The organism is Burkholderia arboris, assembly GCF_038723655.1.
Taxonomy (GTDB): domain Bacteria; phylum Pseudomonadota; class Gammaproteobacteria; order Burkholderiales; family Burkholderiaceae; genus Burkholderia; species Burkholderia arboris.
The window spans coordinates 2935547-2962266 of sequence record NZ_CP109821.1; the positions used below are offsets into that span (position 1 = coordinate 2935547).

27 protein-coding genes are annotated in these 26720 nt (G+C 68.8%); 13 read left to right on the forward strand and 14 right to left on the reverse strand.

Annotation, left to right across the window (positions count from 1 at the left end; all coding sequences use genetic code 11):
* The first annotated feature begins 80 nt into the window (after positions 1 to 80).
* Positions 81 to 1517, forward strand: coding sequence for a multidrug transporter subunit MdtD (mdtD, locus tag OHZ10_RS13795; protein ID WP_166963224.1), 1437 nt, complete (start codon positions 81 to 83; stop codon positions 1515 to 1517).
* 180 nt (positions 1518 to 1697) lie between these two features.
* Positions 1698 to 2972, forward strand: a complete 1275-nt coding sequence (locus OHZ10_RS13800; RefSeq protein ID WP_059233386.1) for an EAL domain-containing protein — start codon at positions 1698 to 1700, stop codon at positions 2970 to 2972.
* A 19-nt stretch (positions 2973 to 2991) separates the two neighbouring features.
* Here the strand turns inward: OHZ10_RS13800 and OHZ10_RS13805 are convergent, their stop codons facing one another.
* From OHZ10_RS13805 to OHZ10_RS13815, 3 genes are all read right to left on the reverse strand, one after another.
* Positions 2992 to 3597, reverse strand: coding sequence for a class I SAM-dependent methyltransferase (locus tag OHZ10_RS13805; RefSeq protein ID WP_174994270.1), 606 nt, complete (start codon positions 3595 to 3597; stop codon positions 2992 to 2994).
* Positions 3598 to 3691: 94 nt separating this feature from the next.
* A complete protein-coding gene (locus OHZ10_RS13810; RefSeq protein WP_342702769.1) occupies positions 3692 to 4738 on the reverse strand; it encodes a 2-dehydropantoate 2-reductase in 1047 nt (348 codons plus the stop codon).
* Positions 4731 to 5255, reverse strand: coding sequence for a DUF962 domain-containing protein (locus OHZ10_RS13815; protein ID WP_059233384.1), 525 nt, complete (start codon positions 5253 to 5255; stop codon positions 4731 to 4733). Before OHZ10_RS13815 ends, OHZ10_RS13810 begins: the two co-directional genes overlap by 8 nt.
* Positions 5256 to 5336: 81 nt before the next feature.
* On the opposite strand from OHZ10_RS13815, the gene OHZ10_RS13820 reads away from it, so the two are divergent.
* Both OHZ10_RS13820 and chrA read left to right on the forward strand, forming a co-directional pair.
* On the forward strand, positions 5337 to 6044 hold the full coding sequence (locus OHZ10_RS13820) for a Crp/Fnr family transcriptional regulator (RefSeq protein WP_059233383.1): 708 nt from the start codon (positions 5337 to 5339) through the stop codon (positions 6042 to 6044).
* 84 nt (positions 6045 to 6128) lie between these two features.
* The gene (gene chrA, locus OHZ10_RS13825; protein ID WP_342702771.1) at positions 6129 to 7340 is read left to right on the forward strand and encodes a chromate efflux transporter; all 1212 of its coding nucleotides are present in this window, start codon (positions 6129 to 6131) and stop codon (positions 7338 to 7340) included.
* A gap of 103 nt (positions 7341 to 7443) precedes the next feature.
* Here the strand turns inward: chrA and sodB are convergent, their stop codons facing one another.
* Positions 7444 to 8022 carry a superoxide dismutase [Fe] gene (gene sodB / locus OHZ10_RS13830; protein WP_011352986.1) on the reverse strand — a complete coding sequence of 193 codons (579 nt, stop codon included), beginning with the start codon at positions 8020 to 8022 and terminating at the stop codon, positions 7444 to 7446.
* A gap of 227 nt (positions 8023 to 8249) precedes the next feature.
* Positions 8250 to 9632, reverse strand: coding sequence for an exodeoxyribonuclease VII large subunit (gene xseA / locus OHZ10_RS13835; protein WP_059233381.1), 1383 nt, complete (start codon positions 9630 to 9632; stop codon positions 8250 to 8252).
* A 449-nt stretch (positions 9633 to 10081) separates the two neighbouring features.
* Between xseA and lpxK the strand changes: the two genes are divergently transcribed.
* From lpxK to OHZ10_RS13860, 5 genes are all read left to right on the forward strand, one after another.
* Positions 10082 to 11110, forward strand: coding sequence for a tetraacyldisaccharide 4'-kinase (gene lpxK / locus OHZ10_RS13840; RefSeq protein ID WP_342702773.1), 1029 nt, complete (start codon positions 10082 to 10084; stop codon positions 11108 to 11110).
* Positions 11091 to 11285 (forward strand): Trm112 family protein, encoded by a 195-nt coding sequence (locus tag OHZ10_RS13845; protein WP_006482216.1) that lies wholly within the window; start codon positions 11091 to 11093, stop codon positions 11283 to 11285. The genes lpxK and OHZ10_RS13845 overlap by 20 nt, the downstream gene beginning before the upstream one ends.
* A gap of 124 nt (positions 11286 to 11409) precedes the next feature.
* Complete coding sequence (gene kdsB / locus OHZ10_RS13850) at positions 11410 to 12201, forward strand: 3-deoxy-manno-octulosonate cytidylyltransferase (RefSeq protein ID WP_059233379.1); 792 nt, start codon at positions 11410 to 11412, stop codon at positions 12199 to 12201.
* A 208-nt stretch (positions 12202 to 12409) separates the two neighbouring features.
* Positions 12410 to 13072, forward strand: a complete 663-nt coding sequence (adk, locus tag OHZ10_RS13855; protein ID WP_059233378.1) for an adenylate kinase — start codon at positions 12410 to 12412, stop codon at positions 13070 to 13072.
* A 339-nt stretch (positions 13073 to 13411) separates the two neighbouring features.
* Positions 13412 to 14170, forward strand: coding sequence for an SDR family NAD(P)-dependent oxidoreductase (locus OHZ10_RS13860; protein WP_059233377.1), 759 nt, complete (start codon positions 13412 to 13414; stop codon positions 14168 to 14170).
* A 65-nt stretch (positions 14171 to 14235) separates the two neighbouring features.
* On the opposite strand, the gene OHZ10_RS13865 is transcribed toward OHZ10_RS13860, so the two are convergent.
* Entirely contained in the window at positions 14236 to 15078 is an 843-nt protein-coding gene (locus tag OHZ10_RS13865) for a SirB1 family protein (protein WP_059233376.1), read from the reverse strand.
* 8 nt (positions 15079 to 15086) lie between these two features.
* Positions 15087 to 16637 (reverse strand): murein biosynthesis integral membrane protein MurJ, encoded by a 1551-nt coding sequence (murJ, locus tag OHZ10_RS13870; RefSeq protein ID WP_059233375.1) that lies wholly within the window; start codon positions 16635 to 16637, stop codon positions 15087 to 15089.
* Between the two features lie 305 nt (positions 16638 to 16942).
* On the opposite strand from murJ, the gene rpsT reads away from it, so the two are divergent.
* Positions 16943 to 17215, forward strand: a complete 273-nt coding sequence (gene rpsT / locus OHZ10_RS13875) for a 30S ribosomal protein S20 (protein WP_059233374.1) — start codon at positions 16943 to 16945, stop codon at positions 17213 to 17215.
* Between the two features lie 148 nt (positions 17216 to 17363).
* Here the strand turns inward: rpsT and OHZ10_RS13880 are convergent, their stop codons facing one another.
* The gene (locus OHZ10_RS13880; RefSeq protein WP_048245154.1) at positions 17364 to 17684 is read right to left on the reverse strand and encodes a DUF3579 domain-containing protein; all 321 of its coding nucleotides are present in this window, start codon (positions 17682 to 17684) and stop codon (positions 17364 to 17366) included.
* 413 nt (positions 17685 to 18097) lie between these two features.
* On the opposite strand from OHZ10_RS13880, the gene argF reads away from it, so the two are divergent.
* Complete coding sequence (gene argF, locus OHZ10_RS13885) at positions 18098 to 19027, forward strand: ornithine carbamoyltransferase (protein WP_059233373.1); 930 nt, start codon at positions 18098 to 18100, stop codon at positions 19025 to 19027.
* Positions 19028 to 19115: 88 nt separating this feature from the next.
* On the opposite strand, the gene murB is transcribed toward argF, so the two are convergent.
* Entirely contained in the window at positions 19116 to 20165 is a 1050-nt protein-coding gene (murB, locus tag OHZ10_RS13890) for a UDP-N-acetylmuramate dehydrogenase (protein WP_342702781.1), read from the reverse strand.
* Between the two features lie 137 nt (positions 20166 to 20302).
* Here murB and OHZ10_RS13895 point away from each other — a divergent pair, with 137 nt between their 5' ends.
* On the forward strand, positions 20303 to 20788 hold the full coding sequence (locus OHZ10_RS13895) for a YajQ family cyclic di-GMP-binding protein (RefSeq protein WP_059233371.1): 486 nt from the start codon (positions 20303 to 20305) through the stop codon (positions 20786 to 20788).
* A gap of 79 nt (positions 20789 to 20867) precedes the next feature.
* Here OHZ10_RS13895 and plsY read toward each other — a convergent pair whose 3' ends face one another.
* On the reverse strand, positions 20868 to 21506 hold the full coding sequence (plsY, locus tag OHZ10_RS13900) for a glycerol-3-phosphate 1-O-acyltransferase PlsY (RefSeq protein WP_059233370.1): 639 nt from the start codon (positions 21504 to 21506) through the stop codon (positions 20868 to 20870).
* Between the two features lie 116 nt (positions 21507 to 21622).
* A complete protein-coding gene (ybaK, locus tag OHZ10_RS13905) occupies positions 21623 to 22114 on the reverse strand; it encodes a Cys-tRNA(Pro) deacylase (protein WP_059233369.1) in 492 nt (163 codons plus the stop codon).
* 242 nt (positions 22115 to 22356) lie between these two features.
* On the opposite strand from ybaK, the gene OHZ10_RS13910 reads away from it, so the two are divergent.
* Positions 22357 to 23919 (forward strand): class I adenylate-forming enzyme family protein, encoded by a 1563-nt coding sequence (locus OHZ10_RS13910; protein ID WP_342702782.1) that lies wholly within the window; start codon positions 22357 to 22359, stop codon positions 23917 to 23919.
* A 78-nt stretch (positions 23920 to 23997) separates the two neighbouring features.
* On the opposite strand, the gene xerD is transcribed toward OHZ10_RS13910, so the two are convergent.
* The 3 genes from xerD to queG all read right to left on the reverse strand — a co-directional run bounded on the left by xerD (position 23998) and on the right by queG (position 26715).
* Positions 23998 to 24948: a site-specific tyrosine recombinase XerD gene (gene xerD / locus OHZ10_RS13915; RefSeq protein WP_342702783.1), complete on the reverse strand. Its 951-nt coding sequence runs from the start codon at positions 24946 to 24948 to the stop codon at positions 23998 to 24000.
* On the reverse strand, positions 24948 to 25415 hold the full coding sequence (locus tag OHZ10_RS13920) for a methylated-DNA--[protein]-cysteine S-methyltransferase (protein ID WP_059233366.1): 468 nt from the start codon (positions 25413 to 25415) through the stop codon (positions 24948 to 24950). Before OHZ10_RS13920 ends, xerD begins: the two co-directional genes overlap by 1 nt.
* 64 nt (positions 25416 to 25479) lie before the next feature.
* A complete protein-coding gene (queG, locus tag OHZ10_RS13925; RefSeq protein ID WP_059233365.1) occupies positions 25480 to 26715 on the reverse strand; it encodes a tRNA epoxyqueuosine(34) reductase QueG in 1236 nt (411 codons plus the stop codon).
* Positions 26716 to 26720: the final 5 nt, after the last annotated feature.

The window sequence follows — 26720 nt, forward strand, 5'->3', positions numbered from 1 at the left end:
CCCGGCATGCCGCCCCGAACCTGCACGGCGCGGCGGCTTTCCCTACAATGTCGGCTGTCCCGCGCCACCGTCCCGCCCTCATGTTCCAGCGCCCGCCTGCCGCCGCCCCCGGCGAAAAGAACCTCACCGTGATGCTCTGGCTCGTTGCGACGGGCTTCTTCATGCAGACGCTCGATTCGACGATCGTCAATACGGCACTGCCGTCGATGGCCGCGAGCCTCGGCGAATCGCCGCTGCGGATGCAGTCGGTCGTGATCGCGTACTCGCTGACGATGGCGGTGATGATCCCCGTGTCGGGCTGGCTGGCCGATACGTTCGGCACGCGGCGCGTGTTCTTCAGCGCGATCCTGGTGTTCTCGCTCGGCTCGCTGCTGTGCGCGAACGCGCATACGCTGACGCAGCTCGTCGCATTCCGCGTCGTGCAGGGCGTCGGCGGCGCGATGCTGCTGCCGGTCGGGCGGCTCGCGGTGCTGCGCACGTTCCCGGCCGAACGCTACCTGCCCGCGCTGTCGTTCGTCGCGATTCCGGGCCTGATCGGCCCGCTGATCGGGCCGACGCTCGGCGGCTGGCTCGTGAAGATAGCGTCGTGGCACTGGATCTTCCTGATCAACGTGCCGGTCGGCGTCGCGGGCTGCATCGCGACTTTCTATTCGATGCCCGATTCGCGCAACCCGGCCGTCGGCCGCTTCGACCTGAAAGGCTATCTGCTGCTGACGATCGGCATGGTCGCGATCTCGCTGTCGCTCGACGGGCTCGCCGATCTCGGCATGCAGCACGCAGCCGTGCTCGTGCTGCTGATCCTGAGCCTCGCGTGCTTCGTCGCGTACGGGCTGTATGCGGTGCGCGCGCCGCAACCGATCTTCTCGCTCGAACTGTTCAGGATCCACACGTTCAGCGTCGGGCTGCTCGGCAACCTGTTCGCGCGGATCGGCAGCGGCGCAATGCCGTACCTGATCCCGCTGCTGCTGCAGGTGAGCCTCGGCTACTCGGCGTTCGAGGCCGGGCTGATGATGCTGCCGGTCGCCGCAGCCGGGATGTTCTCGAAGCGGATCATCACGCGGCTGATCACGCAGCACGGCTACCGCAAGGTGTTGCTCGCGAACACGATCATGGTCGGCGTGATGATGGCCAGCTTCGCGCTGATGCGCGACACTGTGCCGGTGTGGGTGAAGGTCGTGCATCTCGCGCTGTTCGGCGGGTTCAACTCGATGCAGTTCACCGCGATGAACACGCTGACGCTGAAGGATCTCGGCACGGGCGGCGCGAGCAGCGGCAACAGCCTGTTCTCGCTCGTGCAGATGCTGTCGATGAGCCTCGGCGTCACGGTCGCGGGCGCGCTGCTCGCGACGTTCACGGGCATGCTGCGCACCGTGACCCCCAGCAACACGCTGCCTGCGTTCCATGCGACGTTCATCTGCGTCGGGATCATCACGGCCGCGTCCGCGTGGATCTTCGCGCAGCTCGCGCCCGAGATCCGCAGCACCGCGCGCAAGACCGACCCGTCCGAGCGCGCGTGACGCGCGGCGCGCGCCGAACCGGGTCGGCGCGCACCATCGCGGTGCAGCCGGCCCCGCCGATGCGCGCCGCGATGCCCGGCTCCCCGGCCGCGACGGGCCGCCGCACGTGGCACGGTGCCGTGCATGCTTCTTGCTCGCCTATTCTCTAGGTAAACTGGCAGTCTTCCTTCGGCCGACATCATGAGCATGATCGAAATCGATCCCCCCGGCTTTCAGCCGCCCCGCCCCGTCGCCGGCGACGACGGGAACCGGCGCACCGTGCTGTACGGCGGCTACACCGTGTTCAGCGTGTTCCAGCCCGTTTTCTCGGTGTCGCACCGTCGCGCGATCGGCTATCACGCGTCGCTGCGCGCGCACGACGAGGAAAGCCGCCAGGTGGCGTCGCACGAGGTGTTCACGCAGGCGGCGCGCCGCGGCGACCTGCTCGAACTCGGCCGGCTCGCCGAATCGTTGCATCTCGGTAACTTCCACGCGTTCGACAGTCACGACGAGTGGCTCTTCCTGAGCCTGCATCCGGCCGCGCTGATGGACACCATCTACGGCGACGCGCTGCTCGCGAACCTGAAGGCGCTCGGGCTGCCGCCGCACCGCGTGGTGCTCGAGGTGCCGGAGCAGGCCGGCGGCGAGACGCCGCGCTACGCGGCGATCATCGACGGGCTGCGCAAGGCCGGCTTCCTGGTCGCGCTCGTCGGGTTCGGCGCGAAGCATTCGAACGTCGACCGCGTGTGGCACCTGCATCCGGACATCGTCACGCTCGACCGCGGCATCCTCGCGCAGGCAAGCGAGCACTCGCATCTCGAACGCGTGCTGCCGGGGCTCGTGTCGCTGCTGCACGAATCCGGACAGCTCGTGCTGATGGGCGGCCTGTCGACCGAACGCGACGCGCTGATCGCGCTCGAATGCGACGTCGATTTCGTGCAGGGCCAGTATTTCGCGGGGCCGAGCGTCGATCCCGTGCAGCCGCAGGCCGCCGCGGGCTGCATGGATACGCTGTCGGCCGCGCTGCGGCTGCGCGTCGCGCAGCGCGAGCGCACGCAGGCGGAACGGCTCGCACCGTACGTCGCCGCGCTCGAGGAAGCGAGCCAAAAACTCGGCGCCGGCGAATCGCTCACCGATGCGGCCGGCGCCGTGCTCGGGCTGCCCGAAACCGCGCGCTGCTTCCTGCTCGACGCGTCGGGCCGCCAGATCGGCGACAACGTGCTCGCGCGCGGCAGCGTGTCGCAACGCGCCAAGCGCTTCCGGCCGTTGCTGCACTCCGAAGGCGCCAGCTGGGAACGCCGTCCGTACTTCATCGACGCGATGCGCGCGCCGGGGCGCGTGCATCTGACACCGCCCTACCTGTCGATCAACGAGGCGCACCTGTGCGTGACCGCGTCGATCGCCGCACCGGCCGCAACCGGCATGCAGGTGCTCTGCGTCGACATCAACTGGGAAGCGGCGCTCAGCCGCGAGTAAGCGCGATGGCGCGCCGCCCTCACGCGGCGCCGCCCGCCTTGCGCACGATCAGCCGGTGCACGCGCTTGCCGGACGATGCGCTGACGACCTCGTGCTCGTCGATCACGTGCATGCTTGCGCCCAGCGCCGCATGCATCCGCGCCGAATCGAGTGCCGTATAGAGACGGCCGCGCTCGTCGCGCAACGTGCCGTTTCCGGCCACCCGCCAGCTCAGGTACAACGTGCCGCCCGGCATCAGCAGATCGGCCAGCCGCGCGGCGGCGGCCGCCGCGTCCGCCTGTTCGAGATGCATGACGACCGTTTCGCACAGCACGTTGCGAAACGCGCCGGACGGCACGCCGGCCAGCGCCGGCAGCGCGGCCAGCTCGAAGGTCAGGCCCGGATGGTGCCGCCGCGCCTCGTCGAGCAGCGCGGCGCTCGCGTCGTAGCCGCGCACGTCGAAGCCGCGCGACGCGAGCCAGGCCGTGTCGCGGCCCGCGCCGCAGCCGACGTCGGCGGTCGGCCCCGGCGAGAAATGCTGTTCGAGCAGCGCGTACATGTCGTCGGGTGCGGCCTGGTCGAGCCAGTCCTGCGCGTATTGCGCGGCATGGGCGTCGTAGGCGTCGAGAGTCGGGCGATCCACCATGGCGATTGCTCCGCAAAGGCGTCGTATGACGCACCCCGCATCTTAGCCGTTGCGCCCGGCCCGTGGCGTCGTGCGGGTGGCGGCGTGACGCGCGTTACGCTGGCCGCACGTGGCCTGCGCGCGGCGCGTGCGCGGTCAGCTCGGCCCACAACGCATCGCCGCGCCACGCCGGGCGCGCCGCCGCGCTTTCCGCGTCGTGAACGAGCACGCACAGCCGCGCATTGACGGGCGCCGGCGCACCGAAACGCGCGGCCAGCCGCACGATCTCGCCGTTGATCCACTCGACTTCCGTCGCGCGCCGCGCCGCGAGATCGTCGGACATCGACGAACGCGCGAGCGGATCGATCGCGAGCATCCGGCCGCCGAGCACGCGAAAGGCCGCATCGGGCAGATCGAGCACGGCCGGGATCCACGCGGCCGGCAGCGGCGTCACCCGCGCGGGCCGGATTGCGGCCCGCGCCAGCCAGTGCAGCGCTTCGCGCTGGGCCAGTGCGACACAGCGCCGGTACGCGCGTTGCGCGAGTTCGTCGCGCAGCGGCAGGTTCGCGAGCGCATTGACCGCGTTGTTCAGGTTGAGCAGCAGCTTCGCCCACTGTACGGCCCGCATGTCGCGATGCAGCACGAGCGGCAGCCCGGCGCGCGCGAAGGCGCCGGCGAACGGCCGCAGCGCAGGCGACGCGTCGGCCGCGAGCGCGCCGGCCGAACCCTGGTGAAACGCGCCTGGCCCGCGCTCGATCACGTTGAACGGCACCATGCCGGCCAACACGGTCGCTTGCGGCAGCGCGTCGCGCAGCACGTCGGCGTTGTGCAGGCCGTTCTGGAAGCTGATCACGACCGTACCGGGCCGCAGCACGCCGGCCAGTTGCCCGGCGGCCTCGTGCGTGGCGGCCGACTTCACCGCGACGAGCACGAGCCGTGCGTCGGCGGCGGCGGCCGGATCGGTCGCAAACGCGACATCGGCCGGCGCGAGCGTCGCCCGATAGCCGCGCTGGTCGGTCAGCGTGAGCCCGTGCAGATGAATCGCATCGCCGATCCGCGCGCGACCGACGAGCGTCACGCGCGCGCCGGCCGCCGCGAGGCGGCCGCCGAGATAGCAGCCGACGGCGCCTGCGCCGAACACGCAGACCGGCGCGTCAGACATGCGAGTGCGCGCCGCCGTGCACGGGGCCGGCACGCCGCTCGACTTCGCGACGCACATCTCCGCGCAGCCCCGCGAAGAACGCGATTTCGGCCACGACGAACAGCGGTCCGACCATCAGGCCGACCAGATCGTCGACGAACGCGGGCTTGCGCCCTTCGAACCAGTGCCCGACGAACTGCACGATCCAGCCGACGACGAATGCGCCGATGCCGATCGCGAGCCATTGCGCGGTCGGCAGCAACGCGAGCGACTGCGCAGCCCACAGGCCGAGCGCGAACAGCGCGGCCATCACGATCCCGAACCGCAGGTCGAGACGCAGGTAGAACACGACGAACGCGACGGCCAGCAGCAGCGCCGGCGACAACGCGATGCCCGCCGCCATCCCGACCGCCGGCCGCGACAGCAGCACTTCGGCCGCGAACACGATCATCGGGATGCCGACCAGATGCGTCGCGATGTTGCGCGCGTCGCGATGGTAGGCCGCATACTGCGAAAGGTGGTCTTCGAGCGTCTTCATCGCGTCTCCTGGTCGGCTATTGAGCGCTATGATGCGCGTCACGCCCGAGAACCTCTGTCAGCTACCCGACATCGCGTGTCCATGCCCTCTCCGCTCGCCCCGTACCTGCCGCAGATCGAAGCGAACCCGTGGTTCGCCGCGCTGCCGCACGCGTTGCGCGCGGACCTGCTCGCCCGCGCGGCGCTGCGCCGCCTGCCGGCCGGCCACGCGCTGTTCCGGCGCGGCGACCCGCCATGCGGGCTGTACGCGGTCCTGGCCGGTTCACTCACGATAGGTGCGGTCGACCCGCAGGGCAAGGAAGCGCTGCTGACGGTGGCCGAGCCCGTCACGTGGTTCGGCGAAATCGCGCTGTTCGACGGCCAGCCGCGCACGCACGACGCGATCGCGCTCGACGACGCGCTGCTGCTGCACGTGCCGCAGGCCGCGCTGCTCGCGATCCTCGATGCGACGCCGCAGTACTGGCGGCAGTTCGCGCTGCTGATGGCGCAGAAGCTGCGCCTGAGCTTCCTGACCGTCGAATCGATGAGCGTGATGCCGGCCGCGCAGCGGCTCGCCGTGCGCCTGCTGATGATCGCCGAGGGTTACGGCGGCATCAGCGCCGGCCGCACGCGCGTGCGGCTGTCGCAGGAAACGCTCGCGTCGATGCTGTCGATCACGCGGCAGACCACCAACCAGTTGCTGAAGGCGCTGCAGGCCGACGGCGTCGTGCGGCTGCATGTCGGCGAGATCGAGCTCGTCGACATCGACGCGCTGCGCCGCGCGAGCGGGCTGGGCGACGGCACGCACTGAGCAACGCGCAACGCGCCGCTGCACGTTGCCCCGCCGCCGCGTTGCGCTATCGTTGCTGCTCGTTCGTCCGCCACACGCCTCGTCTTGAATACCTCGACCGCCCCCGCGCCTTCCCATCATCCGTGGCCCGTCTTCGCCGCGTTCCTGCGGCTCGGCCTCACGTCGTTCGGCGGCCCGGTCGCGCACCTCGGCTACTTCCGCGCCGAATTCGTCACGCGGCGCGGCTGGCTCACCGAGCGCACCTATGCCGATCTCGTCGGGCTGTGCCAGTTCCTGCCGGGGCCTGCGAGCAGCCAGGTCGGCATGGCGATCGGCCTCGCGCGCGCCGGCTATGCGGGCATGTTCGCCGCCTGGCTCGGCTTCACGCTGCCGTCGGCGCTGCTGATGATGCTGTTCGCGCTCGGCGTTCACGCAACGGGCGCACCGATCGAAGCCGGCGCGCTGCACGGGCTGCGCATCGTGTCGGTCGCGGTGATCGCGCAAGCGGTCTGGGGAATGGCACGCACGCTGTGCCCGGATGCGCGCCGCGTCACGCTGATGGCCGCGGCCGCTTGCGTCGCGCTGCTCGCGCCGGCCGCCTGGACGCAGATTGCGGTGATCGTTACGGCCGGCGCGGCCGGTCTCGTGCTGCTGCCGCAACCGGCACGCGACGCGCACGATCCGTTGCCGCTGCATGTGTCGCCCCGCTCGGGCATGGTGTGGCTCGCGCTGTTCGCGGCGCTGCTCGTCGTCTTGCCGGTTGCGGCCCGCGCGCTCCACTCCGATACGCTCGCCGTCGTCGATGCGTTCTTCCGCACCGGCGCACTCGTGTTCGGCGGCGGCCATGTGGTGCTGCCGCTGCTCCAGGCGGCCGTGGTCGCGCCCGGCTGGGTCGGCGATTCGGCGTTCCTCGCCGGGTACGGTGTCGCGCAGGCCGTGCCGGGGCCGCTCTTCACGTTTTCGGCGTATCTCGGCGCGTCGCTGCGCGATGCGCCGAACGGCTGGCTCGGCGGCACGATCGCACTGGTCTCGATCTTCGCGCCGTCGTTCCTGCTCATTGCCGGCACCGCACCGTTCTGGGAGCGCCTGCGCCGCAGCGCGCGCATGCAGGCGGCGCTCGCGGGCGTGAACGCGGCCGTCGTCGGGTTGCTGTTCGCCGCGCTCTATCACCCGGTCTGGACCGATACGATCGTCGCGCCGCGCGACCTGGCCGCCGCGCTCGTCGCCTACGTCGCGCTGGTGTTCTGGCGCGTGCCGCCGTGGGCCGTCGTGATCGCGAGTGCCACGCTCGGCTGGGTGTTCGGCATGGTCGCCTGACCTGGCCAACTCGACGCGCCTGCGGGACAAAAACAAAAAAGCCCTCGAAACGAGGGCTTTTTTTTGGGGTGCCGCGCGCCGTGGCGGCGCGCCGGCGCCGGACTTACGCGAAGTTCTTCGCTGCGAAGTCCCAGTTCACGATGTTCCAGAACGCTTCGACGAACTTCGGACGTGCGTTGCGGTAGTCGATGTAGTACGCGTGTTCCCACACGTCGATCGTCAGCAGCGCCTTGTCGGCGGTCGTCAGCGGCGTCGCTGCGTTGCTCGTCGACACGATGTCGAGCGAACCGTCAGCCTTCTTCACGAGCCATGCCCAGCCCGAACCGAACGTGCCGACTGCGGCCTTCGTGAACGCTTCCTTGAATGCGTCGTACGAACCCCACTTCGCGTTGATCGCGTCGCCCAGCGCGCCCGTCGGTGCGCCGCCGCCGTTCGGCGACAGGCTGTTCCAGAAGAACGTGTGGTTCCAGATTTGCGCGGCGTTGTTGAAGATGCCGCCCGACGACTTCTTCACGATCTCTTCCAGCGACAGGTTTTCGAATTCCGTGCCCGGGATCAGATTGTTCAGGTTCGTCACATAAGCCTGATGGTGCTTGCCGTAGTGGTACTGGATCGTCTCGAGCGAGATGGTCGGCGCGAGTGCGTCTTCAGCGTACGGGAGCGGCGGGAGCGTATGAGCCATGGCGATTCCTTCGTTGAGTATGTAGGGAGGCTGTGTTGGATGCTGCCGAGCGTCCGATTGTAGGCGAGGACGAATAACCCCGCAAACTCACGGGCCATTTATCCGCGGTATGCGGAAAAGCGATGTTTGCGCAACGTCCGGCAGGACGAGCCCGACGCTGCGCAGCATCCGTTCCCGTGCACGATGCGTCCGTTGCGGCACCCTTCGCTCCGCTTGCAGCGGTTATGTCAGATCGTATCGGTCAGCCGCGGCTGCACGTCGGCGAGCGACACGTCGGCCGAGCCTTCGGCCAGATGCACGGTCAGGCGCCGCTGCGGCTTCAGCGCGTTCGGCGCCCGTACCGCACGGCCCGTCTGCGTATCGATCAGCGCCGCATAACCGCGCTCGAGCGTGCGCTGCGGGCTCAGTACCTCGAGCCTCGCAGCACAGGCTGACACACGCGCCGTGTCGCGTTCATGACGGCGCTGCAACGCAACCGCGAGACGTTGCGACAGCCCCGCGAGCGCCTGGCGCGCCTGCGACGCATCCGGCCGCGCGCGCTGCCAGCGCAGCTGTGCCAGGGCGAAGCGCGCGCGTGCGTCGCGCACCGGCCGCGACGCCGCCGACGCAAGCCGCACCGCGAGTTGCTCGACGTGCGTGCGCTGCCGCTGCAGCCGCTCGGCCGGGCTCACGAGCCGGCGCGCAAGCCAGTCGAGCTGCTGCGCACGTTGTTCGAGCCGGCGCGCCATGCCGCGCGCGAGCGCACGCTGGCGCTCGTCGACCTCGCGCAGCAGCAGCGCGCGCTGCGGGCTCGCGAGCTCGGCCGCGCCGGTAGGCGTCGGCGCGCGCAAGTCGGCCGCGAAGTCCGCGATCGTGAAATCGGTTTCGTGCCCGACGCCGCTGACGACCGGCAGTTCGCTCGCCGCGATCGCGCGCGCCAGCGCTTCGTCGTTGAACGACCACAGATCCTCGATCGAGCCGCCGCCGCGGCAGACCAGCAGCACGTCGACCTCACGGCGCGCATTCGCGGCCTCGACGGCCGCGACGAGCTTCTCGGCGGAACCGGCACCCTGCACGGGCGCCGGATAGACGATCACCGGAATGTGCGGCGCGCGCCGGGCGAGCGTGGTCAGCACGTCGCGCAGCGCGGCGGCCTGCAGCGACGTGACGATGCCGATCGCGCGCGGGTGGGCCGGCAACGGCCGCTTGCGCTCGGGGGCGAACAGGCCCTCGCCTTCGAGCTGCGCCTTCAGCCGCAGGAACGCCTCGTACAGGCGCCCCTGCCCGGTGCGCCGCACGGCTTCGACGTTCAACTGCACTTCGCCGCGCGGCTCGTACATCGTGACGACCGCGCGCACCTCGATGCGGTCGCCTTCGCGCGGCGTGAATTCCGCATATTGCGCACGGCCGCGGAACATCACGCAGCGCATCTGCGCCTGCTGGTCCTTGATCGAGAAATACCAGTGGCCGCTCGCGGCACGCGTGAAATTCGATACTTCGCCCGAAATCCACAACAGCGGAAACGAGCGCTCGAGCATCGTCGAAATCGCACGATTGAGCGCCGAAACGGGAATCACTTCGTCGCCGCCGCGCGTCGCGCCGGGTGCGGAAAAAGGAGAGTCGGAAAGCATGGACGGTCGGATGAATGCTGGCGGCGTCACGATAGTCCGACATGCGCGCGACGTCCAGCGCCGCCGCACTTGCTGTCGCGCGCGGAAGGTGTCCACACTCTGGCATTCGTCCGCCTAAAACGCTTGGAAACCGCTAAAAAAGCCAGACAATTCCTCATAACACATTGATTTTTATAGATTTTTAAACCTTTCAAAACAATTCGCCTCCGATTCGAGGCCCGCCCGGTGGGCGTTTGATGCGATCGACCGAGGAGTTTTTCACAGAGTTATCCACAGGCCGCCGCGATCCGGCCCCGCAGGCTGCGTCGGCCGGTCGCGCTTGCCGCGCCTGTGTGCGGCGCGCTAGAGTGCCGCCTTCCGCAGACCCCGCGGCATGCGCCGCCCAACGGAGAATCCGCCTTGACGAATCCGTCCCACGCCGCGGCGCACGACGCGCCGCGCCCGGCCCGATGAGCGCGCCCGGCGGCCCGCTCGCGCGACTCGAAGCGCGCCTGACTCGCGAATGGCAGCGGCGCGGCGCGCTCGCCTGGGCGCTCACGCCGTTCGCCTGCGTGTTCCGCCTGTGCGCGGCGCTGCGGCGTACCGCTTACACGCAGGGCTGGAAAAAGCCGGTCGACGTCGGCGTGCCCGTCGTCGTGGTCGGCAACGTGACCGTCGGCGGCACCGGCAAGACACCGACCGTGATCGCGCTCGTCGACGCGCTGCGCGCGGCCGGCTTCACACCGGGCGTCGTGTCGCGCGGCTACGGCGCGAACGTGACGGCGCCGACCGCCGTCACGCCCGCGTCGCGCGCCAGCGTCGGCGGCGACGAACCGCTGCTGATCGCGCGCCGCACCGGCGCGCCCGTCTGGGTGTGCCCCGACCGCGTCGCGGCCGCGCAGGCGCTGCGCGCCGCGCATCCGGACGTCGACGTGATCGTCAGCGACGACGGCCTCCAGCACTACCGCCTCGCCCGCACGGTCGAGCTCGTCGTGTTCGACCACCGGCTCGGCGGCAACGGCTTCCTGCTGCCGGCCGGCCCGCTGCGCGAGCCGCTGTCGCGGCACCGCGACGCGACGCTCGTCAACGATCCGTACAGCGGCGCGCTGCCGCCGTGGCCCGACACCTACGCGCTCGCGCTGACGCCGGGCGCCGCGTGGCACCTCGACCAGCCCGCGCTGCGCCGCCCGTTGTCGCAGTTCGCGAACGAACGCGTGCTCGCCGCGGCAGGCATCGGCGCGCCGGAACGCTTCTTCGCGACGTTGCGCGCGGCCGGTCTCGCGCCGGCGACGCGCGCGCTGCCCGACCATTACGCGTTCGCCGACAATCCGTTCGTCGACGATACCGTCGATGCGATCCTGATCACCGAGAAGGATGCAGTAAAATTGGGCGCTTCCTGGCGCGACGCCCGACTGTGGGTTGTCCCCGTCGAAGCCGCGCTCGACCCTCGCCTCATTGCCCTCGTTGTGGAGAAACTCCGTGGACGCTCGCCTGCTTGAAATCATTGTGTGCCCTATCTGCAAAGGCCCGCTCCACTACGACCGTGCCGCGCAGGAGCTGATCTGCAACGCGGACAAGCTCGCCTACCCGATCCGCGACGGCATCCCCGTGATGCTCGTCGACGAAGCGCGCCAGACCGTCGAAGGCACGCCGGTCGATCCGGCCGGCCGCTGAGCCGCCAGGCCGCTCGCACGGCGCAACGATTCGAAACAGGCGGCCCGGCCCCGGCCGGGCCGCCGCCCCCCGCCGGGCGACCGGCTCCCGGCGTCGCCCGCCCCGTCTTTCTCACCGCTCCCCGATGACTCACCCGCAACCCTTCATCGCCGTCATCCCCGCCCGGCTCGCGTCGACGCGACTCCCGAACAAGCCGCTCGCCGATCTCGGCGGCAAGCCGATGGTCGTGCGCGTCGCCGAGCGCGCGCGCGAAGCGGGCGCGCAGCAGGTGCTCGTCGCCTCCGACGCGCAGAGCGTGCTCGACGCGGCGCGCGATCACGGCTTCGAAGCGGTGCTCACGCGGGCCGACCATCCGTCCGGCACCGACCGGCTCGCGGAAGTGGCAGCGGCCTTCGGGTGGAGCGACGACACCGTCGTCGTCAACGTGCAGGGCGACGAACCGCTGATCGACCCCGTGCTGGTGCGCGACGTGGCGTCGCACCTGGCCGCGCATCCGGCCTGCGCGATCGCGACCGCCGCCCACCCGATCCACGACGCGGCCGACGTGTTCAACCCGAACGTCGTGAAGGTCGCGCTCGATGCGCAGAGCGTCGCGCTGTACTTCTCGCGTGCGCCGATTCCGTGGAGCCGCGACGCGTACCAGCCGCACTGGCCGGACGTCGCAGCCATGCCGGCGCCGGCCTTCCCGGTCTACCGGCACATCGGGCTCTATGCGTATCGCGCGCGTTTCCTGCGCACCTATCCGTCGCTCGCGCAGGCGCCGATCGAACAGGCCGAGCAGCTCGAACAGCTGCGCGCGCTGTGGCACGGCGAGCGTATCGCAGTGCTGATCACCGAGTCCGCGCCCGAAGCCGGAATCGACACGCCGGCCGATCTCGCGCGCGTGCAGGCCCTTTTTCAGCCGGGTTCAAAATAACCCGTGGCATAATCAGGCGATTGTGCGAGCCGTCCGCGACCAGCGCGTCCTCGCTTGACCCCGCCCGCGGCCCTGCCGGCAGCCGCGCGTCGCCCAAGCCGACGCGCCGCATCAGACCGGTCCGCCACGCGCCAGGCAAGCCCCGCGCCCGCCGTCGCCGACGCCTTTGTGTCTCGCCACACGAATCTACATACTTGGAGATATCACCATGCGTTTGATCCTGTTGGGCGCGCCCGGCGCGGGAAAGGGCACCCAGGCAAACTTCATCAAGGAAAAATTCGGCATCCCGCAAATCTCGACGGGCGACATGCTGCGCGCGGCCGTAAAGGCCGGCACGCCGCTCGGCGTCGAGGCGAAGGGCTACATGGACGCCGGCAAGCTCGTGCCGGACGCGCTGATCATCGGCCTCGTCAAGGAACGCCTGAAGGAATCCGACTGCGCGAACGGCTACCTGTTCGACGGCTTCCCGCGCACGATCGCGCAGGCTGACGCGATGAAGGAAGCCGGTGTCGCGATCGACTACGTGCTCGAGATCGACGTCCCGTTCTCGGAAATCATCGAGCGCATGAGCGGCCGCCGCACGCACCCGGCATCGGGCCGCACGTACCACGTCAAGTTCAACCCGCCGAAGGTCGAAGGCCACGACGACGTGACGGGCGAACCGCTGATCCAGCGCGACGACGACAAGGAAGAAACCGTCAAGAAGCGTCTCGAAGTGTACGAAGCGCAGACCAAGCCGCTGATCACGTACTACGGCGACTGGGCGCAGCGCGGTGAAGAAAACGGCCTGAAGGCACCGCAGTATCGCAAGATCTCGGGCCTCGGCGCCGTCGAGGAAATCCGCGAGCGCGCGTTTGACGCACTGAAGTAAGAGCGCGTCGCGCACCCGCAAGCCGCCCTTTCCGGGCGGCTTTTTTTTGCGCGGACGGGATGCGCACGACCACACCGGTGTCGCCGCCGCGCGATGGCACCCCGTACAATCGGTCGAGCGCGTGCCCCGCCCTCGCGGCGCACCGGCTTTTCAGCCGATGGGGCAGCATCGGACGGAACAACCGCTTTGCATGGGCCTTCCTAGGGGCTGAAGCGCCAAGGGCAGTCGACGCTTTGCATGGGACCTCCCTAGGCGCTGACGCACCAAGGGCAGTCGACGCTTTGCATGGGACCTCCCTAGGCGCTAAAGCGCCAAGGGCGGTCGACACCGGAGAAAGTCATGGACATTCGCGGCAACGTCTTTCTGATCACCGGCGGTGCATCGGGCCTCGGCGCCGGCACCGCGCGGATGCTCGCGCAGGCCGGCGGCACGGTCGTGCTCGCCGACCTGAACGAAGCGGCGGGCACCGCGCTCGCAACCGAGCTGGGCGGCGTATTCGTACGCTGCGACGTGTCGAGCGAGGCCGACGCGCAAGCAGCCGTCGACGCGGCAACGCACGCGGGCACGCTGCGCGGCCTCGTGAACTGCGCAGGCATCGCGCCGGCCGCGAAAACCGTCGGCAAGGACGGCGCGCATCCGCTCGACGTGTTCGCGAAGACGATCAACGTGAACCTGATCGGCACGTTCAACATGATCCGGCTCGCGGCCGCCGCAATGGCCGCGACCGCGCCGACCGCGGAAGGAGAGCGCGGCGTGATCGTCAGCACCGCGTCGGTCGCCGCCTTCGACGGCCAGATCGGCCAGGCCGCCTATGCGGCGTCGAAGGCCGGCGTCGCGGGCATGACGCTGCCGATCGCGCGCGACCTGTCGCGCAGCGGCATCCGCGTGATGACGATCGCGCCCGGCCTGTTCGAGACGCCGATGCTGCTCGGCATGCCGCAGGACGTGCAGGACGCGCTCGGCGCGATGGTGCCGTTCCCGCCGCGGCTCGGCAAGCCGGCCGAATATGCGATGCTGGTGCGCCAGATCGTCGAGAATCCCATGCTCAACGGCGAAGTGATCCGCCTCGACGGCGCGATCCGGATGCAGCCGAAGTAAGCGCCCAAGCAAAACGCCCGCGATGCGGGCGTTTTTTCCGGTTCCGGCAACGGCTCGATCGCGGCTCAGTCCTCGCCGTCGCGCTGCATCCGCTGCCGCAATTCGCTCACCTGCGACTCGACGACGGTCGCGTCGTCCGCTTCCGGCCGCTCGCCGAGATACTGCTCGAGATCCTCGAGCGCGGGGCGCAGGTAATCGAGCCGCGCATACGCGAAGCCGCGGTCGCGCACCTCGTCGAGCTGCTCGGGCAACAGGATCACGAGCCGCTGCTGCACCGCGAGCAGCCGCTGCCAGCGTTCCGTCTGCAGATAGATCGTCTTCAGGTTGCGCAGCATCCGCGCGATGATCTCGCGGCTCGTCGCCGGTTGCAGCAGCGCGCGCAACGCGCTGTCGACCGCACCGGCCGCACGCGCGACGTACGGCTCGAGCATCTCGACCATCTCGGCTTCGGACAGCGAATGGCCATTGGTCGGATCGATGATCAGATCGCCGTCCGGCAGCGTCACGCGCAGCAGGAAATGGCCGGGGAACGATACGCCGCGCGCCGGCACGCCGACCTGCTCGGCGAGCTCCAGGTACAGCACCGACAGCGAGATCGGAATCCCGCGCCGCCGTTTCAGCACGGCGTTCAGGTGGCTGTTATCGGGGTCGTAGTAATCGTTGTGATTGCACGCGAAGCCGAGCTCGCGGAAAAAGAAATCGTTCAGCGCGGCGACGCGGCCTTTCAGGTCCGCATCGTCAGTGAAGCGCCGGCGCAGCCGCGCCGCCAGCATGTCGAGTTCGGCCAGCGTGCCCTGCAGGTCGAGGTCGGGATACGCGTCCTGCGCCAGCGACAGCGCGGCCTCCGTGACGGGCAGGCTGTCGTCGTCCGCCACGAGCGTGCTGAAGTAGTCGAGGACGCGGGTCATTGCGGTCGTCACTTGGCGCGCCTTCTGAAGTAAGCGTATTTGAAGCCCATCACCCACAACATACCGAAATATAGTGCAGCGAACAGCACGAGGCACGCGGCCATCAGCGCAATGCGGTCGAGCGGCTGCGCGCGCATCCCGGTCCAGTCGAAGCTGATCGAGCACCAGTGCATCAGGCCCGCGAGCACGAGCGTCGCGCCGACGAGCTGCACGAAGAAGCGCAGCCAGCCCGGCGACGGCTGGTAGATGCCGCGCTTGCGCAGCCCGATGAACAGCAGCAGCGAGTTCAGGCACGCGCCGACGCCGATGCTCAGCGTGAGGCCCGCATGGCCGATCAGCGGCACGAACACGTAGTTCGAGATCTGCGTGACGATCAGCACGCCGATCGCGATCTTCACGGGCGTCTTGATGTCCTGCTTCGCATAGAAGCCAGGCGCGAGGATCTTGATCAGGATGATGCCGACGAGGCCGATCCCGTAGGTGGCGAGCGCCCGCGCGACCATCGTGACGGTATGCGCGTCGAACTTGCCGTAGTTGAACAGCGTCGCGGTGAGCGGCGTCGCGAAGAAGAACAGCGCGAGCGCGCTCGGCGCCGCGAGCAGGAACGTGACGCGCAGCCCCCAGTCGAGCAGCGCCGAATACTCGTGCGAATCGGCGTCGACGTGGGCCTTCGACAGGCTCGGCAGCAGGATCGTGCCGAGCGCGACGCCGAGCAGCGCCGTCGGGAATTCCATCAGGCGGTCGGCGTAGTTGATCCACGACACGGCGCCCTGCCCGAGCCGCGACGCGATGTTGGTGTTGATGATCAGCGACAGCTGCGCGACCGACACCGCGAACGTCGCGGGCACCATCTTCGCGAGCACGCGCTTCACGCCCGGGTGACGCAGCGCGCGCAGCGGGTTCAGGCCGATCAGCGGCACCATGTCGATCTTCTTCAGGCCCGGCAGCTGCACGAGGAACTGCAGCACGCCGCCGACGATGACGGCCCACGCGAGCGCATAGACCGGCACCTTCAGGTGCGGCGCGACGAACACGGCCGCGCCGATGAACGCGACGTTGAGCAGCACCGGCGCGAACGCGGGCAGCGAGAAGCTCTTGTACGTGTTGAGCACGCCGGACGCGAGCGTCGTCAGCGAGATGAACACGATGTACGGGAACATGATCTGCGTCATCGTGACCGCGAGCGGGAACGCCTGGCCATCCTTGTGCAGGCCGGACGCGACCGCGAACACGACCCACGACGCGCCGGCGATCCCGGCAACCGACAGCACGGCAAGCGCCCACGCGAGCACGGTGGACATCGCGTCGACGAGCGCCTTCGTCGCATCGTGCCCCTGCTGGTTCTTGAACTCGGCGAGGATCGGCACGAACGCCTGCGAGAACGCGCCTTCGGCCGACAGGCGGCGCAGCAGGTTCGGAATGCGGAAGGCGACGTAGAACGCGTCGGTATATTGACTGGCACCGAACGCACGGGCGATCAGCGTCTCGCGGGCCAGTCCGGTCACGCGCGACAGCAGCGTGAAGCCGCTGACCGTCAGCAGGGCTCGGAATAGATTCATGGGGCGCTTATTATACGGACGTTGCGCGACCCGGCCAGCGGCGTGATGCCGAAAAGCGCGCACGCCGCCGGCACTCCGTCCGGCGAATGTCACTTCGAACTTGCCACTCGCTTGATTTTGTTGCTATAATCGCCGGTTTCTGGGCTCGTACATGCACGGCAACTGCCGTTTTCATGTCCCTGCCTCGGTTAAAATCACCGTTTTTTTATGCGCCCCTGGGCAATCGTTCTCAGGGGACGGATCGAAAAGCAGCGCTTGGCCGTCAGGCTCCAAGCTCTGGAAACAGGACAGGATAAGGAACCGTCATGGCTAACTCCGCACAAGCACGCAAGCGCGCCCGCCAGGCCGCGAAGGCAAACTCGCACAACTCGGCGCTGCGCTCGAAATTCCGTACCGCGATCAAGTCGGTTCGCAAGGCTGTTGACGCCGGCGACCAGGCAAAGGCTGCCGAGCTGTTCAAGGCTGCCGTGAAGACGATCGACACGATCGCCGACAAGAAGATCGTTCACAAGAACAAGGCCGCTCGCAGCAAGAGCCGCCTGGCCGCAGCCGTCAAGGGTCTGCAGGCAGCAGCGTAAATCCGGTGCGCCCGCTCGCGCGGGCGTTCCTGTTTCCTGCGATCGCAAAAAAGCCCGCCTAGGCGGGCTTTTTTGTTGCCTGTCGCCTGCGCATCACGCGGGCGACGGGTTTTGCCGCGGCGAGCGCATGCGCCCTCGCCGGAAGGCCTTACTTCTTCGCGCTGTAGTCCGGCAATTCGCACGCCTCGGTGACGACGAGGTTGTTGTCCTTCGCGAAATTCAGCACGAAATCGAAAGCCATCGGTTCGATGTCGCGCAGCCGCGAATCGAGGATCACGCATTTCAGGTCGCCGAGCATCGTCGGGCGCACGTACAGCGAATACTTGAGACGCGCATTCGGCCCGCTCGCCCCCGGCCCGAAGCAGGCCATCACACCGGCCAGACGTTCCGACCAGTCGCTCGGGCGAAACTTTTTCCCGTCTTTCGTGATGCCCTGGATGAAGAATTCGGTCGGAGGGGTTTCAGCCATGTGGTTACCCAAGTGACGGCCCGGCGATGTCCAGGCAACGGCGCCTGGATACGCGAACACAAAGCTGGAACGGACGGCGGCACAAGCATTCCGATATCCCCAAAACGGGACGTCGATGCGCGCCGCCGGTAGACTGCACCGGATTTGTGCAGCGCACGGCTTGTGTCCGGCAGAGCGCGAAAAGCCTTGCCTGCCGGGCTGGAGAAAACTTTCGAATTATACCGCAGCGCGCCATCGCGCGTCGTCCCGACGGCCTCCTTCCCGCGCCGTCCGCCCCCTGTCGCGATCGTGCCCCGCTTCGTGCCACGGCTCGTCAAAGCACAGAAAATCCTTTATGCTGCTTTGAGTTATCCACACCCGACGGCGGCGCCGTCCGGCCTCGCTGCCGGGTGAAACCCGCCGTATTTCGCTTCATGACCGCCAAAACCATTCGTCACTACCTGCAGTTCAAGGATTTCTCGCTGGAAGACTACGAGTACGTGCTCGAACGCACGGGTATCCTGAAGCGCAAGTTCAAGAACTACGAGACCTATCACCCGCTGCACGACCGCACGCTCGCGATGATCTTCGAGAAGAGCTCGACGCGCACGCGCCTGTCGTTCGAGGCCGGGATCTTCCAGCTCGGCGGCCACGCCGTCTTCATGAGCACGCGCGACACGCAGCTCGGCCGCGGCGAACCCGTCGAGGATTCCGCGCAGGTCATCTCGCGGATGGTCGACATCATCATGATCCGCACGTTCGAGCAGGAGGTCATCACCCGCTTCGCGGAAAACTCCCGCGTGCCGGTGATCAACGGCCTGACGAACGACTACCACCCGTGCCAGGTGCTCGCCGACATCTTCACGTACTACGAGCACCGCGGCCCGATCGCCGGCAAGACCGTCGCGTGGGTCGGCGACGCGAACAACATGCTCTACACGTGGATCGAAGCCGCGCAGATTCTCGGCTTCAAGCTGCGCCTGTCCACGCCGCCCGGCTATGCGCTCGACATGAAGCTCGTGTCGCCCGGCAGCGCGCCGTTCTACGAGGTGTTCGACGATCCGAACGAAGCCTGCAAGGGCGCCGATCTCGTCACCACCGACGTGTGGACGAGCATGGGTTTCGAGGCCGAGAACGAGGCACGCATGCAGGCGTTTGCCGACTGGTGCGTCGACGAGGAAATGATGGGTCACGCGAACCCGGACGCGCTCTTCATGCACTGCCTGCCCGCACACCGCGGCGAGGAAGTGACGGCCGGCGTGATCGACGGCCCGCAGAGCGTCGTGTGGGACGAAGCGGAAAACCGCCTGCACGTGCAGAAGGCGCTGATGGAGTTCCTGCTGCTCGGCCGCCTCAAGCACTGACGCGCCGGAACGCACACGCGTAAAAAAAGCGCCGATCGACGATCGGCGCTTTTTGTTTGGGCGCACGGAAAACGGTGCCGTGCCCGCGCTACAGGCAGACCGGTTCCGCCTCCAGTTCGACGCCGAAGTGCGCGCGCACGTCGGCCTGGATCGCCTGCGCCAGCGCGAGCACGTCGGCGCCCGTCGCGCCGCCGCGATTGACGAGCACGAGCGCCTGCCGGTCGTGCACGGCCGCCGCGCCGAGTGCGCGGCCCTTCCAGCCGCAGCGGTCGATCAGCCAGCCGGCCGCGAGCTTGACCCGCCCGTCCGGCTGCGGATACGACACGACTTCGGGGGCGCGGGCGCGCAGCGCCTCGAACTGCGCGGCGTCGATCACCGGATTCTTGAAGAAACTGCCCGCGTTGCCGAGCACGAGCGGGTCGGGCAGCTTCGCGCGGCGGATCGCGACGACTGCGTCGAACACGTCGCGCGGCGTCGCCGCATCGGGTGCGATGCCGCGCGCGTCGAGCTCGCGCGTGACGTCCGCGTAGCCGAGCCGCGGCGTCCATTGTTTCGGCAGACGGAACGTCACCGATACGATCGCGAACCGGCCACGCCCGTCCCGCTTGAAGAAGCTGTCGCGGTAGCCGAACGCGCAGCGCGCGGCGTCGAAGCGCTCGCTGCGCCCCGTCGCCAGTTCGACCGCGACCAGCGAATCGAAATACGCCTTCATTTCGAGGCCGTATGCGCCGATGTTCTGGATCGGCGCGGCGCCGACGGTGCCTGGGATCAGCGCGAGGTTCTCGAGGCCCGGCATCCCGTGCTCGAGCGTCCATGCGACGAATGCGTGCCAGTTCTCGCCGCCGCCGGCCTCGACGTACCACGCGTCGCCGTCCTCGCGCACGACGCGGCGGCCGGCGATCTCGTCGAGCAGCACGACGCCGTCGAAATCGCGCGTGAACACGACGTTGCTGCCGCCGCCGAGCACGAGCTGCGGCAGGTTCGCGACGCGCGGGTCGCGGTGCAGCGCCTCGAACTGCGCCGCGTGCGTGACGCGCGCGGCAAAGCGCGCGCGCGCGGCGATGCCGAACGTGTTGTGCGCGGCAAGCGCATGGTCGGGAAGCAGCGACAGGGCGGAATCGTCAGGAGGCATCGGCATTCGCGGTCACGTCGGCCCGGTCCGGCAAACGGCCGGTCTTGGGCAAACGGAGGGGCATCGGTAAAATGGCAAACAGTCCGCAATTATAGCGAGTGCCCGCGCGCGAGCCGGGTGCCCGCATCTCAAGGGAGAATGCCATGCCATCGTTCGACGTCGTTTCCGAAGCGAACATGATCGAAGTGAAGAACGCCATCGAGCAGTCGAACAAGGAAATTTCGACGCGCTTCGACTTCAAGGGCTCCGACGCGCGCGTCGAGCAGAAGGAACGCGAGCTGACGCTGTTCGCCGACGACGATTTCAAGCTCGGCCAGGTCAAGGACGTGCTGATCAGCAAGCTGGCCAAGCGCAACGTCGACGTGCGCTTCCTCGACTACGGCAAGGTCGAGAAGATCGGCGGCGACAAGGTCAAGCAGATCGTCACCGTGAAGAAGGGCGTGAGCGGCGATCTCGCGAAGAAGATCGTGCGCCTCGTGAAGGACAGCAAGATCAAGGTGCAGGCGAGCATCCAGGGCGACGCGGTGCGCGTGGCCGGCACGAAGCGCGACGACCTGCAGAACGTGATCGCGATGCTGCGCAAGGACGTGACCGACACGCCGCTCGACTTCAACAACTTCCGCGACTGATCGCCAGCCGATCCGTCACGTCATTCGGCCGGGCCCCGCATGCGCGGCGCGCCCGGCGCGCGGCAAGCGCCGCGCTTTCTCAGGCTTTCCCGCCGTCCTGCGCGCCGCCGTCCGCGGCCGCCTTCTTCTTGTCGCCGATCCGGCTCTCCTGCCCCGCGAGCAGCTTCGAAATGTTGCCGCGGTGACGCCACACGAGCAGCACGCTCATCGCGAGCACGGCCCACGCGACCGGGTTGTGGCCCGTGCCGAACAGGAACACGTCGAACACCGGCGCGAACACGGCTGCCACCAGCGCCGCAAGGGACGAATAGCGGAAGAAGAACGCGACGATCAGCCAGGTCAGCGCAGTCGCGAGCCCGAGCACCGGGTGCACGGCGAGCAGCACGCCGGCCGCGGTCGCGACGCCCTTGCCGCCCTGGAAGCGGAAGAACACCGGATACAGGTGGCCGAGGAACACGGCGATCGCAACCCACGCGACCGCGACGTCGGGCAGGCCCAGGCGTCGTGCGAGCCAGACGGCAAACCAGCCCTTGAACGCGTCGCCAACGAGCGTCAGGATTGCGGCCTTCTTGTTGCCGCTGCGCAGCACGTTGGTCGCGCCGGGATTCTTCGACCCGTACGAACGCGGGTCGGCCAGGCCCATCGCAGAACTGACGACAACGGCGAACGACACCGAACCGATCAGGTAGGCAACGAGGGCGGCGAGCAGGATCTGCATGCGGAGGACTCTTCTTTCAACGTATCGGTAAAGGGACGGCCGTGCGCGGCAAGCCGGCAAGCCGAAACGGCGCCCATTCTACCGAACGGGCGCGGGGTGCCACGAAGGTGAAACCCTCAGTCGACACTCGCGCACTGCACGGGCTGCGCGCCGAGCAGCGATACGAGTACCGCCGGCGCGAGGCTGACGAGGTAGCCGCGGCGGCCGCCGTTCAGGTAGATCGTCGGCAATTCGAGGATCGTCGCCTCGACGTAGACGGGCATCGTCTTGCGCGTACCGAACGGCGACGTGCCGCCGACGAGATAGCCCGAATGGCGGTTCGCGACCTCGGGCTTGCACGGTTCCACGCGCTTCGCGCCGATCTGCCGCGCAAGGTTCTTCGTCGACACGGTACGGTCGCCGTGCATCAGCACGATCAGCGGCTTCGCGTGTTCGTCTTCCATCACGAGCGTCTTCACGACGCAGTGCTCGTCCGCGCCGAGCTGGCGCGCCGATTCGCCGGTGCCGCCGTGCTCGACGTAGTCGTACGGATGCTCGCCGAACGCCACGCCATGGCGGCGCAACAGCTGGGTCGCGGGGGTTTCGGACACGTGTCTGGATTTGCTCATGGCGGCATTTTAATGGCGAACGACCGGCAGGCGGGCGGCGACGTGCGCAGGCCGGCGGTATACTCGCGGCCCGTTTTCCGCCGGACGGCCGCCTGAGCCGCCGCCCCGATTCCGCCCGCCATCATTGCGGACATCGCGAAGGGCTATTGCCCGATTGGCCGATTGTCGCGCGCGCGACGTCATGGCACGATCGTTCGCAAACAACGTCGCGCCGCCGCCCGGCGCCCTTTTCTGGAGACGCCATGTCCTCGCCCATTCGTTCGTCCGAGTCGCTCGACGTCGACGCCCTGCTCGCCGCGCTGCCGCGCCGCATCGCCGACGTGCCCGCGCGCTGGGCCGCACAGGCGCCCGCGCACCCGGCGCTGATCGAAGACGCGCGCCGCCTGACGTACGGCGAGCTGGCGCAGGCCGTCGATGCGGCGGCCGCGCGGCTCGCGAGCCTCGGCGTGCAAGGCGGCGACCGCGTCATGATCGTCGCGGAAAACTGCGTCGCGCAGATCGTGCTGCTGTTCGCGGTGGCCCGCCTCGACGCGTGGGCGCTCGTGTCGAACGCGCGGCTGTCCGCCGGCGAACTCGATGCGATCGCCGCGCATGCGCGCCCGAAGCTGGCCGCATTCGCGACGGACGCATCGCCCGACGCGCGCGCGCATGCCGCGCGGCTCGGCGCGACACCCGCCGGCGCGCTGCCGGTCGACATCGGCGCGTGGTCGTATCGCGTCGACGCGAGCGCGCCCGCCGAACCGGTCACGGCAGACGGCGCCACACAATGCGCGGCGCTGATCTACACGACCGGCACGACGGGCGCACCGAAAGGCGTGATGCTGTCGCACCGCAACCTGCTGTTCATCGCCGCAACGTCGAGCACGCTGCGCCGCGTGTCGCCCGACGACGTCGTCTACACGGTGCTGCCCGTGTCGCACGTGTACGGGCTCGCGTCGGTCTGCCTCGGCAGCCTGTACGCAGGCGCGACGCTGCGGCTCGCGCCGCGCTTCTCGCCGGAGGCCGTGCGCGTCGCGCTCGCCGACGAAGGCGTGACGATCTTCCAGGGCGTGCCCGCGATGCACGCGAAGCTGCTCGAGCACCTGCACACGCACGGCCACACGTGGCATGCGCCGCGCCTGCGCTTCGCGTATTCGGGCGGCTCGCCGCTCGACGCGAACCTGAAGGCGCGCGTCGAGCGTCAGTACGGCGTGCCGCTGCACAACGGCTACGGGATGACCGAAAGCAGCCCGACGATCACGCAGACGCCGCTCGACGCGCCGCGTGCCGACAGTTCGGTCGGCGTGCCGATTCCGGGCGTCGACATGCGGATCGTCGCGCCGGACGGCACCGACGTGGCGCCGGGCGACGTCGGCGAGATCCGCGTGCGCGGGCCGAACGTGATGCTCGGCTACTACCGCAACGCGGACGCGACGCGCGCCGCCGTGTCGCCGGACGGCTGGCTGAGCACCGGCGATCTCGCGCGGCAGGAGCCGGACGGCGCGGTGACGATCGCCGGCCGCAGCAAGGAACTGATCATCCGGTCGGGCTTCAACGTGTATCCGGTCGAGGTCGAGCAAGTGCTGAATGCGCATCCGGACGTCGTGCAGGCGGCCGTGATCGGCCGCGCGGTCGAGGGCAACGAGGAAGTGCTCGCGTTCGTCGAGCTGGTGCCGGGCGCGACCGCGGACGAAGCCGCGTTGCACGCGTGGTGCGCGGAGCGGCTCACGCCTTACAAGCGCCCTGCGTACATCCGCGTGCTCGATGCGCTGCCGGCCGCATCGACCGGCAAAGTGCTGAAGCACAAGCTGCGCGAGCTGGTCTGACGCCGGCCGCTGCGCGCCTGCGTACGCGTCGAGCGCGTACCGGCGCCCGCGCGGCGCCGGATGCGCGCGCCCCGCGTACTAACCGCGCGGGTGGTGCTGCGCGTGCAGCGTCTTCAGCCGCTCGCGCGCGACGTGCGTATAGATCTGCGTGGTCGAGATGTCGCTGTGGCCGAGCAGCAGCTGCACGACGCGCAGGTCGGCGCCGTGGTTCAGCAGGTGTGTCGCGAATGCATGCCGCAGCGTATGCGGCGACAGGTGCGCGCGCACGTCGGCCTGCTGCGCGTGACGCTTGATGATGTTCCAGAACTGCTGGCGCGTCATCCCGTCGCCGCGCGCGGTCACGAACAGCGCGTCGGCCGCGCGCGCGCCGAGCAATGCCGGCCGTGCACCGCGCAGGTAGCGCTCGATCCAGCCGTGCGCCACTTCGCCGAACGGCACGAGCCGCTCCTTCGAGCCCTTGCCCATCACGCGCACGACGCCTTCGTTCAGGCCGACCTCGACCGTCTTCAGCGTCACGAGCTCGCTCACGCGCAGCCCGCTCGCGTACATCAGCTCGAGCATCGTGCGGTCGCGCAGGCCGAGCGGCGTGCCGACGTCGGGTGCGCCGAGCAGCGCCTCGACCTGCGCCTCCGACAACGTCGACGGGAACCGCGCCGCCTGTTTCGCGGACGTGATCCGCAGTGTCGGGTCGGCGCACGCGCGATGCTCGCGCACGGCCCAGCCGTAATAGCGACGGAACACCGACAGCCGCCGGTTCGACGACGTCGCCTTGCCGTCGCTGCGCGCGGCGATGTAGCCCGTCACCATCGCTTCGTCGGCCGCATCGAGCGGCGCATCGTGCGTCTCGGCCAGCCATTGGGAAAACAGCACCAGATCGCGCCGGTACGCGTCGAGCGTGTTGCGCGCGAGCCCGTGCTCGAGCCACAGCGCATCGCAGAACACGTCGATCGACGCGCGGCTCGCGAGCAGCGCGGGTGACGCCGCGGCGGCATCGCCGTCGGCTTCGGGGGAAATCATGGGTTCACTCATCAGTACGGCACGCCTTCGTGCGCCAGCAGCCAGCGCTTCACTTTCTGGTAATAGCCGTTGTCGTCGTGGTTCGCGAAGCCGCCGAGGCCGCCCGCCGCGACGACGCGATGGCACGGAATCACGAGCGGGAAGTAGTTCGCGCCGCACGCCTGGCCGACCGCGCGCGGTGCGCTGCCGATCCGCTTCGCGACCTGGCCGTAGGTCAGCACGGTGCCGGGCGGGATATCGCTGATCACGTCCCACACGCGGTGCTGGAATGCGCTGCCGACTTCCGCGAGCGGCAGGTCGAAGCGCGCCGACGCACGCTCGAAATAACGTTCGATCTGCTTGACCGCGCGCTTCGCGAGCGCCGAATCCGGATCGACCGACTTCACCGATTCGGGCAGATAGACGATCTCGCGCACCACCGCGGCATCCGTACGGATGCCGACCTTGCCGAACGGCGCGTCGATGACTGCGTTGAACATTGCCTTCTCCTGACCGGGGGATGCGCGCGGCACCGCCACGCGCCGACGACACTTTACGCCGCCTTCACGCGGCACGCAGCGCCCATTCGACATGCTCGCGCACGACCGGCGACGGGTCGTCGGCCCGCGCGCGCAACGCGGCGACGATCGCGTCGCGCGCCGGCGGCGCGAGCCGGTCCGGACCCACGCGCAGCGCATTGCCGAGCCCGACCGCGAGATTGCGCAGCCAGCTTTCGTAGCCGATGCGCCGGATCGCGCTGCCCTGCATCCGCGTGTCGAATGTGTCGGCATCCCATGCAAACAGATCGACGAGCGTCGCGCGGTCGAGACCGTGCCGCACGTCGAAATCGGCGACGGGCGCGGCCTGCGCGAACTTGTTCCACGGACACACGAGCTGGCAGTCGTCGCAGCCGTACACGCGATTGCCGATCATCGGCCGCAACGCTTCGGGGATGCTGCCTTTCAGTTCGATCGTCAGGTACGAGATGCAGCGGCGCGCGTCGACGCGGTACGGCTCGACGATCGCACCGGTCGGGCACGCGTCGATGCAGCGCGTACAACTGCCGCAGTGCGCGCCGGGCGTCTCGGGTGCGGTGTCAGGCGACGTGTGCGCGTCGGCCGGCAACGGCAGGTCGACGTAGATCTCGCCGAGGAAGAACAGCGAACCGGCATCGCGCTGCAACAGCAGCGTGTGCTTGCCGCGCCAGCCGACGCCCGCCTTCTGCGCGAGTTCGACCTCGAGCACGGGCGCCGAATCGGTGAACACGCGGTAGCCGAATGCGCCGATCTCGCCCTCGATGCGCTCCGCGAGCGTCTGCAACCGGTTGCGCAGCACCTTGTGATAGTCGCGGCCACGCGCATAGATCGACACGACGGCCGCCTGCGGATCGTCGAGCCGCGCCCGTTCGCGTGCGCGCCAATCGTGCGGCACGAGCGCGCCGGGCTCGCCGCCCGGTGCATCGTCGGCGAGCGTTTGGGCCGGCAAATAGGCGAGCCGCACGGAAATCACGCGTCGCGTACCGGCCACAAGTTCGGCCGGACGCGCGCGTTTCATCCCATGTTTCGCCATATAATCCATTTCGCCGTGGTATCCGGCTTCCAGCCAGGCGGCGAGGCCTGCTTCGGCATCCGAGAGATCGGTATCGCTGATACCGATCGCCCCGAAACCCAATTCGCGCCCCCACGCCCTGATGCGAGCGGCAAGCGCAGTCAACGCCGCATCATCGAGCGCGCACGGCGCCGCGCCTTCGGCTTGAGTCGAAGGCCTGTCGGATGCGGCGAGTTCCGGTAATCGGTTCATCGCAC

Coding starts and splice junctions, on each gene's coding strand:
- mdtD (WP_166963224.1), top strand. CDS start 81: ATGTTCCAGCGCCCGCCTGCCGCCGCCCCCGGCGAAAAGAACCTCACC.
- OHZ10_RS13800 (WP_059233386.1), top strand. CDS start 1,698: ATGAGCATGATCGAAATCGATCCCCCCGGCTTTCAGCCGCCCCGCCCC.
- OHZ10_RS13805 (WP_174994270.1), bottom strand. CDS start 3,597: ATGGTGGATCGCCCGACTCTCGACGCCTACGACGCCCATGCCGCGCAA.
- OHZ10_RS13810 (WP_342702769.1), bottom strand. CDS start 4,738: ATGTCTGACGCGCCGGTCTGCGTGTTCGGCGCAGGCGCCGTCGGCTGC.
- OHZ10_RS13815 (WP_059233384.1), bottom strand. CDS start 5,255: ATGAAGACGCTCGAAGACCACCTTTCGCAGTATGCGGCCTACCATCGC.
- OHZ10_RS13820 (WP_059233383.1), top strand. CDS start 5,337: ATGCCCTCTCCGCTCGCCCCGTACCTGCCGCAGATCGAAGCGAACCCG.
- sodB (WP_011352986.1), bottom strand. CDS start 8,022: ATGGCTCATACGCTCCCGCCGCTCCCGTACGCTGAAGACGCACTCGCG.
- xseA (WP_059233381.1), bottom strand. CDS start 9,632: ATGCTTTCCGACTCTCCTTTTTCCGCACCCGGCGCGACGCGCGGCGGC.
- lpxK (WP_342702773.1), top strand. CDS start 10,082: ATGAGCGCGCCCGGCGGCCCGCTCGCGCGACTCGAAGCGCGCCTGACT.
- kdsB (WP_059233379.1), top strand. CDS start 11,410: ATGACTCACCCGCAACCCTTCATCGCCGTCATCCCCGCCCGGCTCGCG.
- adk (WP_059233378.1), top strand. CDS start 12,410: ATGCGTTTGATCCTGTTGGGCGCGCCCGGCGCGGGAAAGGGCACCCAG.
- OHZ10_RS13860 (WP_059233377.1), top strand. CDS start 13,412: ATGGACATTCGCGGCAACGTCTTTCTGATCACCGGCGGTGCATCGGGC.
- OHZ10_RS13865 (WP_059233376.1), bottom strand. CDS start 15,078: ATGACCCGCGTCCTCGACTACTTCAGCACGCTCGTGGCGGACGACGAC.
- murJ (WP_059233375.1), bottom strand. CDS start 16,637: ATGAATCTATTCCGAGCCCTGCTGACGGTCAGCGGCTTCACGCTGCTG.
- rpsT (WP_059233374.1), top strand. CDS start 16,943: ATGGCTAACTCCGCACAAGCACGCAAGCGCGCCCGCCAGGCCGCGAAG.
- OHZ10_RS13880 (WP_048245154.1), bottom strand. CDS start 17,684: ATGGCTGAAACCCCTCCGACCGAATTCTTCATCCAGGGCATCACGAAA.
- argF (WP_059233373.1), top strand. CDS start 18,098: ATGACCGCCAAAACCATTCGTCACTACCTGCAGTTCAAGGATTTCTCG.
- murB (WP_342702781.1), bottom strand. CDS start 20,165: ATGCCGATGCCTCCTGACGATTCCGCCCTGTCGCTGCTTCCCGACCAT.
- OHZ10_RS13895 (WP_059233371.1), top strand. CDS start 20,303: ATGCCATCGTTCGACGTCGTTTCCGAAGCGAACATGATCGAAGTGAAG.
- plsY (WP_059233370.1), bottom strand. CDS start 21,506: ATGCAGATCCTGCTCGCCGCCCTCGTTGCCTACCTGATCGGTTCGGTG.
- ybaK (WP_059233369.1), bottom strand. CDS start 22,114: ATGAGCAAATCCAGACACGTGTCCGAAACCCCCGCGACCCAGCTGTTG.
- OHZ10_RS13910 (WP_342702782.1), top strand. CDS start 22,357: ATGTCCTCGCCCATTCGTTCGTCCGAGTCGCTCGACGTCGACGCCCTG.
- xerD (WP_342702783.1), bottom strand. CDS start 24,948: ATGAGTGAACCCATGATTTCCCCCGAAGCCGACGGCGATGCCGCCGCG.
- OHZ10_RS13920 (WP_059233366.1), bottom strand. CDS start 25,415: ATGTTCAACGCAGTCATCGACGCGCCGTTCGGCAAGGTCGGCATCCGT.
- queG (WP_059233365.1), bottom strand. CDS start 26,715: ATGAACCGATTACCGGAACTCGCCGCATCCGACAGGCCTTCGACTCAA.